The following is a 14133-nucleotide window of genomic DNA, read 5'->3' as shown; positions in this document are numbered from 1 at the left end:
ATTATATCCTTAATAAAATATCGTTTTGCGCACAAGGTAAATCGTTTAATAGGTTCGCCTTAAGTACATCTATATCACCATGGATAAAATCAAACGCTTCCCACTTAGGTGTGAACATTGCTAATCCGTTCTCGTATAGAGCCAAATAGACTTTCCATTCCTGCTCTAATATCGTATTACCTTCTGCAACTAGTCGTTCAATGGTTTTTCTGCCGAATTCTATATGTTCAATGACAGATTCGTAACGATGCTTAAGCATTTTCAACTTTAGTTCTCTGTTGAAATCACCGTGTGCAAATTTAATAGCATCGAAAATATACTCCGGAATAACCACTTTAAAATCAATAACTTTACCTAACGTTAGGGCAAACCACCCTTTACCTTGATAGTTCGCCATTGATAATGCTCTTGAACCTGAGATTGCGATATCACTTGAAGATAATTCATTTGATGCGATATCTATCGTAGCTTGCTGAGTGTATACATCTGTAGTTATGTTAATTAGATAATAACTATTGAGAGACTGTATAAAATCAACCTCAAACGTATGATTTGCATAAAAAGGAAAAACCCATGGGTTATTTAAACTGAAACCATTAAGCCTTGACTTTCGAGCTAGCCCAGCTTGCTGAGAACCAATAGCTTTTGTTTTCTTCTTTTTATCTAATTCACTATCAGTCGGATAAATCGAAATATCAAAAAACGCTGCATCTAAATCCGTAATAATACTGCAACGTTTTTTTATTCTTTGATTATCAAATAATATTGCAATATTCTCGAAACCAGTACTTCTAATATTAATTAGACTGATACCAATTTCATCCAAACTTAACCCTAAAGATTTCTTTATCAAAATAGGAATAAGTATCTCTTCGGCATCTCCTTCGACTAAAATTACACTACGGGCAAATAGTAAGTTGCTACGTGTAGCATCAAGATAACGTTGAACAAAGCCCACTTCCTCATTAGCAAGTCCTACTGACGGTTGAAACACCTCAACTAAACCGTCAACAACGCCAATAATGTTCATACTTTCAATATTACTCACTTCTGATATGTATGATGAGTGAGTTGAATATATAATTTGCGTATCTTCGTAATTGATATTATCGAATAGAGATTTTTGAATATGTGTGTGGATATGTGCTTCTGGCTCTTCAATCAAGAGAAAATTTCCGATTGATTGACTAGCCCTTTGGTATTTAAATTCCAGCAATTTTAATGTGAGAAATAGTAAATTGGCACCGCCTAAACTCATTTCATGAATAGCCATCTCATAGCCATCATCTGTTTCTGCAACAAAGAGTTTTAATGACTGAAACAACTGATCAGACTCGTCCGTCAAACTAGAACGAATAGAGATTGAATCAGGTGAATATGCATCGCCTACTGTATCACTGATAGTGGTTTTAATATCATCACGAACATCACAAATATCTGATAGGCCTTCGATCTCATTATTCAAATCTTTAATCAAATCGGCAATTGGCTGGAACTCAGATTGACTAATATCACCCGCTTTTCTTTTTAACAGTGTTAGCAAAGGGTTAGTTCTATTACTATGGAAATCCGACACCACATCCCTTAGTGCTTTAATAAATGTAAACGACACTTCATTAGGCACATTGAGTATATGAGGCAAACGTATACCAACATCGGAATTATTTAATTTCTTAGGAAATACTACTTTATCGAAGTCGCCTACTATTTTTTTGTATACAGCTGGATCATTGTAATCAGCTGAACTCTTACCAGTAAGAACAGTCTCATAGTCATCAATAGTTATACCCTTCAAATAGCTTTCTAGAGCAACTGAATCTCCTATTGGAATCTGTGACAGTTCTTGTCGGATGTTTGCCTTAGGTCTAAAAATCAAACTATAGGTTGCTCTAGTAACAACTTCATCTTCCGCATTCCCTGCACCATGAAGAAATAACGACTGACTAGACTCATCGCTAGCAATGTCATCAAATTCAATGCTAATTATGATCCAGTGTCCACGCCAGGTATCTAATGCCCTACAAAAATCCCCTTCGGTAAGCTTTGTGGCAGAACGAGGCATAGAATTATCAAGCAGTAATCTCATAGCCCTGAACAAGTTAGTTTTACCGGAACCATTTTCACCAATAACTGTATTGATCCCCTTATTAAAAAGCAACTTTACGTTTTTAAAATTTCTATAATTAATTAGAGACAACTTTGTAATGTGCATAAGCCCTCGGGAGTTTTAAAAAATTACATCCATTTTCAAAATTGGAAATAATATACAGCCATTTACTATCAATTTTGCCAGAATGATAATTATTTTTTGGTTTACTTATTCCATGATAGTCGATTTTCGTATTGAATATTAATTCATTCTTATTCTTACTTGGCAACATAGGACATAGAAATAACCAGTCTATACACTTGATACACCACTTCAATAAAAAGCATAAATACTGCCTGGCGATATAAGACCAATCATCATGAACACCACACATCCTTAATTAAATTTATATCAACTTTTTCTGCATGGCAATTCGGGTAGATGCAAATCTGAAGTCGAAGGTGTTGGTTATTAACTCAAAAGTCTATGTGCTCCTGTAGAAAAGCAATGAGATCGTCTCTCCCAGCCACCCATGGCGGCTGGTGATTCGCAGATCATGTTTACGAGCGAGTTTGTACTCATAGGCTCCTTGTCCATCACTTTAATTATCTTTAGCAGTATTGACTATTCCTTTACTCCTGTACAACCCGTTTAGCTGCTACTTTAGGCCATCCTGCCCCGTGTCTTTGTGTAAGTCTTTGGCTCTACAGGGTCTTGTCAGGAATGTCCTGTTTAGCTAACTGTCAGCCAATAGCCTAGCTCTAGATTGTTGCTCCCCATCCTATACGTTAAAAGTGCATAATCCCGCATGAATTCGCATAATTTTCATGCACCCATTTTTCTCCATCTAGCCCAGCAGTGGCGCGGCTTGGCGGCAGGCACAGGGGTGCATAAAAACCACTACATTTAGCGCGCGGGCGGGGCGGGGTGACGATGGTGCGGCGTGGGTCGCGGCCGGAGTGGGGCCGGTTGGTTGGCAACATTGCCGCATGAAGCCCTGTAGACGCTCGTTTAAGGCTGACCACCCTTCCGCCCTCTACTCCTTGCCTAACACGACAACGCCCCGCACAAAGCGGGGCGCTCATCCCTCCGGTGTAACCATCACTCTCCAACCTCCCCAACTACATTTCAGAAAAAGGAAATTGGGCAATTCATCTCCATCCGTAATCCTTTCACCAGCGATAGCAACGCGCCCATACCACCAAGCACGAAAAGCCCATAGGCAATATTTGGGTTGGCCAAAGCTGGATGAACGTCGCCAGGGTTCGATCCCCAAAGGATAAATAAACCTATACCGATCAATAGAAACGAGGGTGCGGCGAGCAGTTGAAGTTTCAGATCTTCCTTTGTCATAGGTGGTGTCCCTTTCGAGGCGAAAATAATAGTGTCTGAAGGCGGAATGGCGATAGCAAGCTGTGGGTCGCGGCCGGCATAGGGCGTAGGGCTGACAATATTGTAGATAGAAGGTCTATAGCCGCTTGCAGCTAGCCGCCTGCCCCTTATGCTTTTTACGCTCTAAGACTTATATCAACAGCGATGCTGATTTAGGCCAGCAATCTGTTCGCTGCACGCTTGATATACTGTCTGCGCGCTTTGCCATACCTTTTTATCTCTCTTCGATAAGGCTCAACGCCTATTTTTCTAAACAGTCGACAGTACTCCCGATATTCCTGATATAAGACGCCTGTTTCTAACTGGTGTAAAAATATCAGGGCCAATTCTTTTTTTTGGCTATCAGAAAGATCCGCAGATTTGAGTGCTCTAGCCATGCGCGCACGAATATAACCCGTTTTAGAGTACATTTCATTGTCTCGGATATAGTCAATAGCAAGCTGCACGCAGGCTTTATCACCTAACCGAACACCATCCACCACTGAGTCCATAATGTTATAAACCCAGGTAAAACCTCTCCGGTTTGTGTATGTTTTGCAGAACGGTTCAAAGCCATCCACGCTTCCTAGCGACAAGCTCAGTTTTGAGTATCTTTCTTTTACCGCCTCTACCGACCATTTACCGGTAGGGTTATAGTTTATCTTCATTGTCTCCTAACCTTGCGCTGACGTAAGGCTCACTGTTGAGCCAGCTTCAGTTTGAAGTTCCATTTTGGCATTTATTTGAGCGCCCCATAACCGCGCCGACACTCACCCAGTGCCATTTAGCAGCAATAAAGAAGCAGTGCATGAAAAGAGGCAGCCCTTAGCCCACCTTATTCATGAGGAAGGCTTAAAAACAAACATAGAGGATGTAAATATTTTTTATACTTAACAGGTTACAACAAAATCTTGATATGAGAAAAGTAGATCCGATTAAACCACTGGGCTTCCCTGCCCAAGGTGTTAGGAAATATCCTCGCTCTTTGCTAGCGAATGGTTAAGTGATGCTGCCGTAGCAATCGAAATACGGGCGGAGCCCTTCAACTAATTTAAAGCACCATGGCAGCGCCCCAGCCAAACACAATCAGCGGGATGTTGTAGTGCAGGAAGGTAGGCACCACGCTATCCCAGATATGGTCATGCTGCCCATCGGCATTGAGACCTGCGGTGGGGCCCAGGGTGGAGTCTGAAGCGGGTGAGCCTGCGTCGCCCAAGGCGGCGGCCGTACCCACCAGTGCTACTGTCGCCATAGGCGAAAAGCCAAAGCTCAGCGCCAAAGGCACATAGAGTGAAGCAATAATGGGAATGGTCGAAAACGAAGAGCCAATGCCCATGGTGATAAACAGCCCTACCAGCAGCATAATCAACGCGGCCAGGCCTTTATTGTCACCGATAAGCTCGGCTGAACTTGCCACCAGCCCTTCCACCTCGCCACTGGCTTGCATCACACTGGCAAAACCTGCCGCTGAGATCATGATAAAGCCGACCAGGGCCATCATGCGCATCCCCTCGGTAAAGATACCATCCTGCTCATGCCAGCGGAAAACGCCACTCATGGAGAGCAAGGCAAACCCGAAGATACCGCCCAGTACCATAGAGCCCGTCATCAGTTGCACGGTGACCGTACCTATTAGGGAAATAACCAACATGGCCTTTTGCCATCCGGCAAGCGAAAGCGCAGCTTCCTGGGGCGATCTATCCCCATGGGCCAGCTCACGATCTTGGTAGTCACGTCCCTTGCGGTAACTCCAAAACACGGCCACCGCTAACCCTAGTGCCATTCCACCAATGGGAATCGCCATTGCCAGTGGCACCATTTGACGGGTCACTTCCAACCCCAGCGCCGCGCCACTTTCGTTGAGGTTGGCGAGCAGTATGTCATTCAGGAAAATCGCCCCAAAACCCACGGGCAGTAACATGTAAGGCGCCGTGATACCGAAGGTAATCACGCAAGCCACCAGTCGCCGGTCAAGCTTCAGATGGTTCATCAGCTTTAGCATCGGCGGTACCAGCACTGGAATAAAAGCGATATGGACAGGAATCAGGTTCTGCGAGCTGACCGCCGCGGCCAATAACGCCGCCAGCAGTGTATAGGTCACCGTGCGACGGCTACCCCCGGACTCGTCTAGCTGGAAGCGTCTAATGGCCCGGCTGGCCAGCAGTTCGGTGATACCAGAACGGGATAAAGCGACGGCAAAGGCGCCTAACACCGCATAAGAGAGCGCGATGGTGGCGCCATTGCCCAGCCCCTCATTAAAGGCGTCAAGGATCTCGCCAATAGGCATGCCCGCATACAACCCACCTACCAGCGTGGCGACGATAAGCGCAAACACAACTGAAACGCGCGCAAGACTCAAGCCGACCATCACCAGGATAGCCAGAACGATAGCATTCATGAAAAGCCTACTTTGTTGTTAGATGGTAATTAGAGCGTTCCCTATGGCCTGGGGTCGTCACAGACTAGCGCCATAGGGAAGCATGAGACGCCTTAATGCTGGCTTGGCAGCGTATGCGGGTGAGCCAGTGGGGTTAACGTGCGCTCGCGTATCAGGTCGCTAGCGGCTTCGATATCCGGCGCGAAGAAGCGATCCTGTGTGTAGTGGCTGACGCGGGCACGCAGTAGATGCCTGGCTTGCTCTAGCGGCTGGGTAGTGGTCAAGCCCTCGCGCATGTCCAATCCCTGGCACGCCCCCAGCCATTCGATGGCCAAGATGCCGCACACGTTCTCGGCCATTTCCCACAGCCGCTTACCGGCAGCAGGCGCCATGGAGACATGGTCTTCCTGGTTAGCCGAGGTAGGCAGGCTGTCGACACTGTGCGGGTGCGCCAAGGCTTTATTTTCACTTGCCAGGGCGGCGGCGGTGACCTGGGCGATCATAAACCCGGAATTGACCCCACCGTTCTCGACCAGAAATGGCGGTAGCTGGGACATGTGCTTGTCCATCATCAAGGAGACACGACGCTCGGCAAGAGAACCGATCTCAGCGATGGCTAACGCCAGGTTGTCAGCGGCCATGGCCACCGGTTCAGCATGAAAATTACCGCCGGAAATAATGTCATCCTGTTCGGCAAATACCAGCGGGTTATCAGAGACCGCGTTGATTTCCACCGCCAGCACCTCGGCTGCCTGGCGGATCTGCGTTAATACAGCGCCCATCACCTGCGGCTGGCAGCGCAGTGAGTAGGGATCCTGGACTTTATCGCAGTTGGCATGGGAGTCGCCGACGGCACTATGTTCACCGAGCAGATGGCGATAAGCGGCGGCCGCGTCAATTTGGCCTTGCTGACCACGCACCTCATGAATTCGAGCGTCGAAGGGTGAACGTGACCCCAGGGTGGCTTCTACGGTTAGCGAACCGCATACCGTCGCCGCCGCAAACAGGTCTTCAGCATCGAAGAGCCCCCGCAAGGCATAGGCGGTGGATACCTGGGTGCCATTAAGCAGCGCCAGGCCCTCTTTGGGAGCCAGCGTGATGGGCGCCAGCCCAGCGATTTCCAACGCCTTTTCGGCGGAAATCCACTCCCCTTTGTAGCGGGCTTTGCCCTCGCCCAGCAGTACAACGCTCATATGCGCCAGGGGCGCCAAATCACCGGATGCCCCTACTGATCCTTTCAGAGGAATATGCGGATACACCTCGGCATTGATCAATGCCACCAGGGCATCCAATACCTCACGGCGGATGCCGGAGAAGCCCCTCGCCAGGCTGTTGACCTTGAGCACCATAATCAAACGCACCAGGGCGTCGTCTATCGCCCTTCCCACGCCAGTGGCGTGAGAGAGCACCAGGGAGCTCTGTAGCGATTCAAGGTCTTCGTTGGCAATACGGGTCTGGGCCAACAAGCCGAACCCCGTATTAATGCCGTAAACCGTGCGGTTCTCACTGACAACCCGGTTAACGCAATCAACGCTTCGCTGGATATCCGCATTAGCGCTTTCCGGTAACGTAACAGGCACATGCGCTTGATGGATCTGGCGGGCCTGGGCAAGGGTCATTTTGCCAGGCTGAATTTCTAGATGTTTCATTTGATCGCCTTTAGAAACAGGAAGGTGGTCACCCCACCTTCTTCGTTGCTGTCTATTTTAGTTGTTGCTGTTTTAGCTGTTGTAAGTGTGCGGGCTTTACGGATTAAGCATCGGCAAATCAAGACCGTTTTCCTGGGCGCACTGCTTGGCGATGTCATAGCCTGCGTCCGCATGGCGCATCACGCCGGTGCCCGGGTCGTTGCGCAGCACGCGGCCTAAGCGGGTGTGGGCATCATCGCTGCCATCACACACAATCACCACGCCCGAGTGCTGGGAATAGCCCATACCGACCCCGCCGCCATGGTGCAACGATACCCAGGTGGCACCGCCTGCGGTGTTGAGCAGCGCGTTGAGCAGTGGCCAGTCGGAAACGGCGTCAGAACCATCCATCATCGCCTCTGTTTCGCGGTTGGGGCTGGCAACGGATCCCGAATCGAGGTGGTCGCGGCCGATAACGATCGGTGCTTTTAGCTCGCCACTTTTGACCATTTCGTTGAAGGCTTGCCCCAGGCGGGCACGATCTTTAAGCCCCACCCAGCAAATGCGTGCTGGCAGCCCCTGGAAGCTGATGCGCTCGCGCGCCATGTCGAGCCAGTTATGCAAGTGCGGGTCGTCGGGAATGAGCTCTTTGACCTTCTGGTCGGTCTTATAAATGTCCTCAGGATCCCCAGAGAGCGCCACCCAGCGGAAGGGGCCGATGCCCTGGCAAAAGAGCGGGCGTATATAGGCGGGCACGAAGCCTGGAAAATCAAAGGCGTTGGCAACCCCCTCCTCCATTGCCATCTGGCGAATGTTATTGCCGTAATCAAAGGTGGGTACGCCGATCTTCTGGAAGTCGAGCATCGCTTGCACATGCACCGCCATCGATTGTTTGGCCGCTTTCACGGTGGCCTCAGGCTCAGACTTGCCGCGGGCCACGTACTCCTCCCATGTCCAGCCGGAAGGCAGGTAGCCGTGTAGCGGGTCGTGGGCGCTGGTTTGATCCGTGACCATATCCGGCTTAATGCCGCGTTTGATCAGTTCCGGCAGCACATCGGCGGCGTTACCGCACAGGCCGATAGAAATAGCCTTGCCTTCGGCGGTATAGCGTTCAATACGCGCCAGGGCGTCATCCAGGTTGTCAGCCTGCTCATCCAGGTAGCGGGTACGCAAGCGGAAGTCGAGGCTCGCCTGCCGACACTCAATATTTAGCGAACAGGCACCCGCCAACGTCGCCGCCAAAGGCTGAGCGCCGCCCATGCCACCCAGTCCAGCGGTCAGAATCCAGCGCCCCTTGAGTTCACCGTCGTAGTGCTGGCGCCCTGCCTCAACAAAGGTTTCATAGGTGCCTTGCACAATGCCCTGGGAGCCGATGTAGATCCAAGAACCCGCCGTCATCTGGCCGTACATCATCAAGCCTTTGCGATCCAGTTCGTTGAAGTGCTCCCAGTTAGCCCAGGCGGGCACCAGATTGGAGTTGGCAATCAGCACCCGGGGCGCATCCTTATGGGTTTCGAAGACACCAACGGGTTTACCCGACTGCACTAGCAGCGTCTGGGTATCTTCCAAGCGCTGCAGCGTTTCGACGATTTTGTCATAGCACGCCCAGTCACGGGCAGCGCGGCCGATGCCGCCATAAACCACTAAATCCTCGGGGCTTTCAGCCACATCCGGATGAAGGTTGTTCATCAGCATGCGAAGCGGCGCTTCGGTCAGCCAGCTTTTACAGCTGAGTTCAGTACCGGTCGGCGCAATGATCTTACGTGAAGCATCGTGACGTTTATCGTTGGTTGGCATGGCGTCATTCCTTGTGTTTCTGTTCGTTATTCGTTGGTCTAGAGGTGTGCCCTGTCAGTCATCCAGGGCTAGCTTTCGAAATTCAGTTATCTAAGGTCAGCAAGTGCACGAGCCGCGCCGCCGCTCTGGCGGTACGGCCGTCGATATCCAGGCTGGGGTTAAGCTCTGCCAAGTCCGCGAGGCGCAGCTTGCCGCTGTCACGCACCGCTTCAACAAGCGGCTCTATAAAGGCAAGCGAAACACCCCGGGCGGCGGGCGCACTCACGCCGGGGGCTTCGGCAGCAGGGAGTACATCCAGGTCGATGGTCAGATAAAGGTGGTCGCATTTGGCGATGAAGCGCTGCACGTCTCTGACGATAGAGTCCAGGCGTAGCGCATCGATCTCGCGATCTTCACGAATCAATGCTCCGAGCGCGTTGGCGCGCTTAAACAAGGCACGCGTATTAGCAGCGCGGCTTACCCCAAGGCAGGCGTAGCGAAACGACCAGCCATGTTTTTGGCACTGATCGGCAATCTGGGCGAAGGGTGTGCCTGAGGAGCGAATATGCGCTGGATCGCGCAAATCGAAGTGTGCGTCCAAGTTGATGATGCCAATCCGCGGCGCGAGACCTTCTGGCCCAGTCTCTTTTGAAGCTGACGCTTCTGGCATAAAAAACTGCGCCAGACCAAGCCAACTGGCGTAGGCCACTTCATGCCCACCGCCCAGTACAATAGGCAGATGGCCAGCGGCTAATAATGACGTCAGACGATCCGCCAGCGCCTGTTGCGCAGCCTCTAACGCATCATCAACACAACGTACATTGCCGGCATCGTAAGCAGGCGCTGTGCGATGCCAGGCCAACGGCGCCAGCGCACGGCGTAATGCATTTGGGCCCTCAGCAGCGCCAGTGCGGCCCTGGTTACGCGCAACACCTGCATCACTTTCGAAGCCTAGCAATGCACACCCCGGCGCGGCATTGTTGGCTAGCGGCTCAATACACTGATGCCAACGGTCACTATCGGGTTCAGGATCCGTGCGCCCCTGCCAGAGCGACATATCAATGGGCGTATCAGCGGCCATGGGTTAACTCCCCCTGATAGACGCGCTGCCTTAGCCGGCCTGGCTGCACCGCGTAGGCCAGTTCAGCGGGTGTCTCAATACCCCAGATGCACAGGTCAGCCACCGCGCCTTCGTGAAGCTGGCCCTCTCCTTTCAAGCCTAGCGCGGCAGCCCCATTGGCGGTCATGCCTGCCAACGCTTCCTGGGGCGTCATGCGAAACAGCGTGCAGGCCAGGTTGAGCATTAACGTGGGCATAAATATCGGCGAGCTGCCTGGGTTGGCGTCGGTCGCTACCGCCATCGGCACGCCCGCTTCGCGCAGCCCCGCAATGGGCGGCTGCTGGGTTTCACGCAGGGTGTGGAAAGCACCGGGGAGAATGACGGCCACGCTGCCTGCTTCGCGCATGGCAGCAATACCGGCGTCATCAAGATACTCAATATGGTCAGCAGACAGTGCGCCGTGGCGGGCAGCCATCGCAGCGCCCCCCAAGTTAGAGAGTTGCTCGGCATGCGCTTTGATGGGCAAGCCATGAGCCTGCGCTGCTTTAAAAACTCGCTCACATTGCGCTACTGAAAAGGCGATCTTTTCACAAAAAACATCGACGGCATCGGCCAACCCTTCCGCCGCTGCGGCAGGAATCATTTCATTGCAGACCAAATCGATATAGCCGTCGCTATCGTTCGCATACTCCGGCGGTAAGGCATGGGCGCCTAACAGTGTCGTCAAAATCCGCACTGGAAACGCTTCACCTAGACGTCGAGCAACCCGCAGCATCTTCAGTTCATTAGCCACGTCCAAGCCATAGCCTGACTTGATCTCGACCGTGGTAACGCCATCCTTAATCAGCGCTTCAAGGCGTGGCAAGGCGGCATTGAAGAGTGCTTGTTCACTCGCTTCCCGGGTCGCAAAAACGGTACTCAGAATGCCTCCGCCACGCCGCGCAATGTCTTCATAACTGACGCCTTCCAAACGCGCCTCGAACTCATCAGCGCGTGCGCCGCCAAACACCAGATGGGTATGGCAATCCACCAGACCGGGCGTCATGACGCCGCCCCGCCCCATATCGTGGCAACCCTCAGCCTGTGACTCATCGAAGCCATCCATAGGCGTCATAGTGACAACACGCGCATCTTGAGTAATGACGGCCATGGGCTCCGGCAACGTTTTCAGCCCATCGAAGACACTGATATCGCGCCAGATATAGCGCCGTTTGTTATTAGCCATGGAGGTCTCCTTGGAGCAAACATAATGTATATACAATTAAGCCCATGCCGGTTTCCTTCGTCAAGCCGTGAACTAAGCAAACAAGCACCAAGAAATGTCTAAAAAATCATCGTAAAGTAGTTAAAAACCATAAATAACAATTAATTATGTTAATAACTCATCAAACAAAAGATCATATAACACCCACCCTACTAGACTAATGTCTACTGCTAGGTGCTATACGCAAATGCTGTATGGGGTTAGCTTATTGTATATACATAAAACAAGCCCAAGTCATCAGAACGATAACCACACAATTAGAGGCCTCGCCATGCACCCCATAGACCCGCCCACCAAGCAGCGAGCTAGCGCTGCCACTATCTTTAAACTGTTTGTGCCTAGCGCTCTGGGCATCCTGATCTTTTTTGTTCCCATTGAGCTAGGTGGGCGAAGCACTATCCTGCTTGACCATATGGTTACAGGACTGCGCTCATTGATGGGCGAATACAGCGGTATCTATGCGTTAGTTATGATCGTTGCGGGCGCCGCCTACCCCCTGCTTAAAGGCTATTGGCGGCGAACAGTGACCGAAAGCATCTTCACGGTGCTGAAAATCATGGGGGTCGTTGTCGCCGTAATGGCGTTAACGGGTTGGGGCCCAGCGTTTCTGCACGAACCGGACATGCTGCCCTTCTTGTTCGAGAAACTGGTGATACCGGTAGGTTTAATCGTGCCGATTGGGGCTATTTTCCTGGCACTGCTGATCAGCTATGGGTTGCTGGAATTGATTGGCGTACTGGTTCAGCCGGTAATGCGGCCCATCTGGCGTACCCCTGGGCGCTCGGCAATCGATGCCGTTGCTTCTTTTGTGGGTAGTTACTCGATCGGGCTATTGATTACCAATCGGGTTTATCAAGCGGGACAGTATTCCGCTCGGGAAGCCGCCATCATTGCCACCGGTTTTTCCACGGTGTCGGCAACGTTCATGATCATCGTGGCCCGTACGCTGGATCTGATGAGTATCTGGAATATGTACTTCTGGATCACCCTGGTAATTACGTTCATCGTCACGGCTATTACGGTTCGGCTGCCACCTCTGGCAAGCATGGATGACCAGAAGCGTGACGGAGAACCGGAGGCAATCGCGGGGAAACGCTTGAGCACCGCCTGGCAAGCAGGAACGGAGGTTGCCGCCAACGCGCCCAGCCTTCACCGCAGCGTAGCGCTCAACTTTAAAGAAGGGTTGATAATGGCCATCAGCATCCTGCCGTCGATCATGTCGGTAGGCTTAATCGGGCTACTCATCGCCAAGTACACGCCGTTATTTGAGTGGTTGGGATGGCTGTTTTATCCCTTTGTCGCCATTTGGGGGCTAGACGACGCCGCAGCGCTGGCCCAGGCATCTGCTTCCGGGTTGGCAGAAATGTTCTTACCGGCACTGCTGATGGCCGAGGCCGAATTCGTCGCCCGTTTCGCTGCAGGCGTGGTGTCAGTCTCCGCCGTGCTGTTCTTCTCTGCGTCGATCCCCTGCATTCTCTCTACCAGTATTCCGCTTTCGGTAGGCCGCATGCTAATCGTGTGGTTTATTCGCGTTGCCTTGAGCTTGCTACTTGCGGTGCCCGCGGGCTACCTAGTTCAGTCACTGATCAGTTGAATATCCGCATTAACGATCAATCACGAGGTCGAAGGAGCCGACCTCGCTGGTTTTTCGCTGGGTTCTTAACATCGATTTAAGCGGTTTTCCGTTGCAGGGAGGAGCGTAACTTATAGCGATCGCCAGGGTGGATCAGGCGCGCATAGCTAATCAAATGCTCATCAGACCAGGTACGCCGCACCATGCTCAAGCAAGGAGTCTGGGTATCAATACTTAGCCATTTTGCCGTTTGCTCATCCACTAGCACCGCTTCAACAATGTGCTCCATATCCGTCATGGGGCAGGCGGCGACCAGCACCTCATTCGGCGTATGGCGTGAAAAATCGGTGTCCAGATAATCAGGCACCCAGCGTGGATTAACGTAGCGGTTCTCAAGCTGAATCGGAATGTCATTCTCATGGTGCACCAAGAGGGTATGAAACACCCGACTCCCCAGCCGCACGCCTAACCGCAGCGCCACTTCATCATCGGCCTCGATCACCTCTTGGGTGATCACCTTATTGCTGTAACGATGCCCACGCGAAAGCACTTCTTCGGCAATGTTGTATACCTCCACCAGAGAGGACTCAACCTTACGATCGGTAACGAAGGTGCCGACGCCGGGTTGACGCACAAGGTACCCTTGCTGCACCAAATCTCTAATGGCTTTATTGGCCGTCATCCGGCTCACGCCAAAGTCTTTCGCCAGCCGCTCTTCCGTAGGTATCTGATGATTCAGCTGCCAATCACCACACTGAATCTTATCCAACAGATGTTGACGGATCTGCTGGTAGAGAGGAGGACTAGTCATGAAGCTCCTTTGCGATTAAGGCCATTTGTCTATACAGATATCTTACATCTTACTAGCCTTGGTTTCTGGATTCATAGAATAACCGCAGCACTCTGGATAATGGGTCGGAATTTGCCGAGTACAGGAAAGGCCTGTTTTTGCGACCCGCACCGCTCATGCCAGCGTGCACCAATGAAAACACCAC

The 14133-nt window shown here is 51.4% G+C and carries 10 protein-coding genes; 1 reads left to right on the top strand and 9 read right to left on the bottom strand.

What is annotated here, in order from left to right; translation table 11 throughout:
• Position 1: 1 nt before the first annotated feature.
• From A6R74_RS20995 to hutI, 8 genes are all read right to left on the bottom strand, one after another.
• On the bottom strand, positions 2-2212 hold the full coding sequence (locus A6R74_RS20995) for an ATP-dependent nuclease (RefSeq protein WP_064236426.1): 2211 nt from the start codon (positions 2210-2212) through the stop codon (positions 2-4).
• A gap of 1005 nt (positions 2213-3217) precedes the next feature.
• Positions 3218-3442: a hypothetical protein gene (locus A6R74_RS20990; RefSeq protein WP_064236425.1), complete on the bottom strand. Its 225-nt coding sequence runs from the start codon at positions 3440-3442 to the stop codon at positions 3218-3220.
• Positions 3443-3633: 191 nt separating this feature from the next.
• Positions 3634-4128, bottom strand: a complete 495-nt coding sequence (locus A6R74_RS20985) for a hypothetical protein (protein WP_064236424.1) — start codon at positions 4126-4128, stop codon at positions 3634-3636.
• A 383-nt stretch (positions 4129-4511) separates the two neighbouring features.
• On the bottom strand, positions 4512-5858 hold the full coding sequence (locus A6R74_RS20980) for a Na+/H+ antiporter family protein (RefSeq protein ID WP_064236423.1): 1347 nt from the start codon (positions 5856-5858) through the stop codon (positions 4512-4514).
• A 92-nt stretch (positions 5859-5950) separates the two neighbouring features.
• Entirely contained in the window at positions 5951-7486 is a 1536-nt protein-coding gene (hutH, locus tag A6R74_RS20975; RefSeq protein ID WP_064236422.1) for a histidine ammonia-lyase, read from the bottom strand.
• Positions 7487-7582: 96 nt separating this feature from the next.
• On the bottom strand, positions 7583-9262 hold the full coding sequence (gene hutU / locus A6R74_RS20970; protein WP_064236421.1) for a urocanate hydratase: 1680 nt from the start codon (positions 9260-9262) through the stop codon (positions 7583-7585).
• Between the two features lie 82 nt (positions 9263-9344).
• Positions 9345-10322: a formimidoylglutamase gene (gene hutG, locus A6R74_RS20965; protein ID WP_064236420.1), complete on the bottom strand. Its 978-nt coding sequence runs from the start codon at positions 10320-10322 to the stop codon at positions 9345-9347.
• Positions 10312-11526 carry an imidazolonepropionase gene (hutI, locus tag A6R74_RS20960; RefSeq protein ID WP_064236419.1) on the bottom strand — a complete coding sequence of 405 codons (1215 nt, stop codon included), beginning with the start codon at positions 11524-11526 and terminating at the stop codon, positions 10312-10314. The genes hutG and hutI overlap by 11 nt, the downstream gene beginning before the upstream one ends.
• Before the next feature lie 310 nt (positions 11527-11836).
• Here hutI and A6R74_RS20955 point away from each other — a divergent pair, with 310 nt between their 5' ends.
• Positions 11837-13159: a YjiH family protein gene (locus tag A6R74_RS20955; protein ID WP_064236418.1), complete on the top strand. Its 1323-nt coding sequence runs from the start codon at positions 11837-11839 to the stop codon at positions 13157-13159.
• Between the two features lie 76 nt (positions 13160-13235).
• Here the strand turns inward: A6R74_RS20955 and hutC are convergent, their stop codons facing one another.
• Positions 13236-13949, bottom strand: coding sequence for a histidine utilization repressor (gene hutC / locus A6R74_RS20950; RefSeq protein ID WP_064236417.1), 714 nt, complete (start codon positions 13947-13949; stop codon positions 13236-13238).
• Positions 13950-14133: the final 184 nt, after the last annotated feature.

The sequence above is a fragment of the Halomonas sp. ALS9 genome, from assembly GCF_001651035.1.
Taxonomy (GTDB): domain Bacteria; phylum Pseudomonadota; class Gammaproteobacteria; order Pseudomonadales; family Halomonadaceae; genus Vreelandella.
This window is presented reverse-complemented; position numbering and strand designations above follow the sequence as displayed.

Excerpts from the sequence above, each read along its gene's own strand:
- A6R74_RS20995 (WP_064236426.1), bottom strand. The coding sequence starts at position 2,212 with ATGCACATTACAAAGTTGTCTCTAATTAATTATAGAAATTTTAAAAAC.
- A6R74_RS20990 (WP_064236425.1), bottom strand. The coding sequence starts at position 3,442 with ATGACAAAGGAAGATCTGAAACTTCAACTGCTCGCCGCACCCTCGTTT.
- A6R74_RS20985 (WP_064236424.1), bottom strand. The coding sequence starts at position 4,128 with ATGAAGATAAACTATAACCCTACCGGTAAATGGTCGGTAGAGGCGGTA.
- A6R74_RS20980 (WP_064236423.1), bottom strand. The coding sequence starts at position 5,858 with ATGAATGCTATCGTTCTGGCTATCCTGGTGATGGTCGGCTTGAGTCTT.
- hutH (WP_064236422.1), bottom strand. The coding sequence starts at position 7,486 with ATGAAACATCTAGAAATTCAGCCTGGCAAAATGACCCTTGCCCAGGCC.
- hutU (WP_064236421.1), bottom strand. The coding sequence starts at position 9,262 with ATGCCAACCAACGATAAACGTCACGATGCTTCACGTAAGATCATTGCG.
- hutG (WP_064236420.1), bottom strand. The coding sequence starts at position 10,322 with ATGGCCGCTGATACGCCCATTGATATGTCGCTCTGGCAGGGGCGCACG.
- hutI (WP_064236419.1), bottom strand. The coding sequence starts at position 11,526 with ATGGCTAATAACAAACGGCGCTATATCTGGCGCGATATCAGTGTCTTC.
- A6R74_RS20955 (WP_064236418.1), top strand. The coding sequence starts at position 11,837 with ATGCACCCCATAGACCCGCCCACCAAGCAGCGAGCTAGCGCTGCCACT.
- hutC (WP_064236417.1), bottom strand. The coding sequence starts at position 13,949 with ATGACTAGTCCTCCTCTCTACCAGCAGATCCGTCAACATCTGTTGGAT.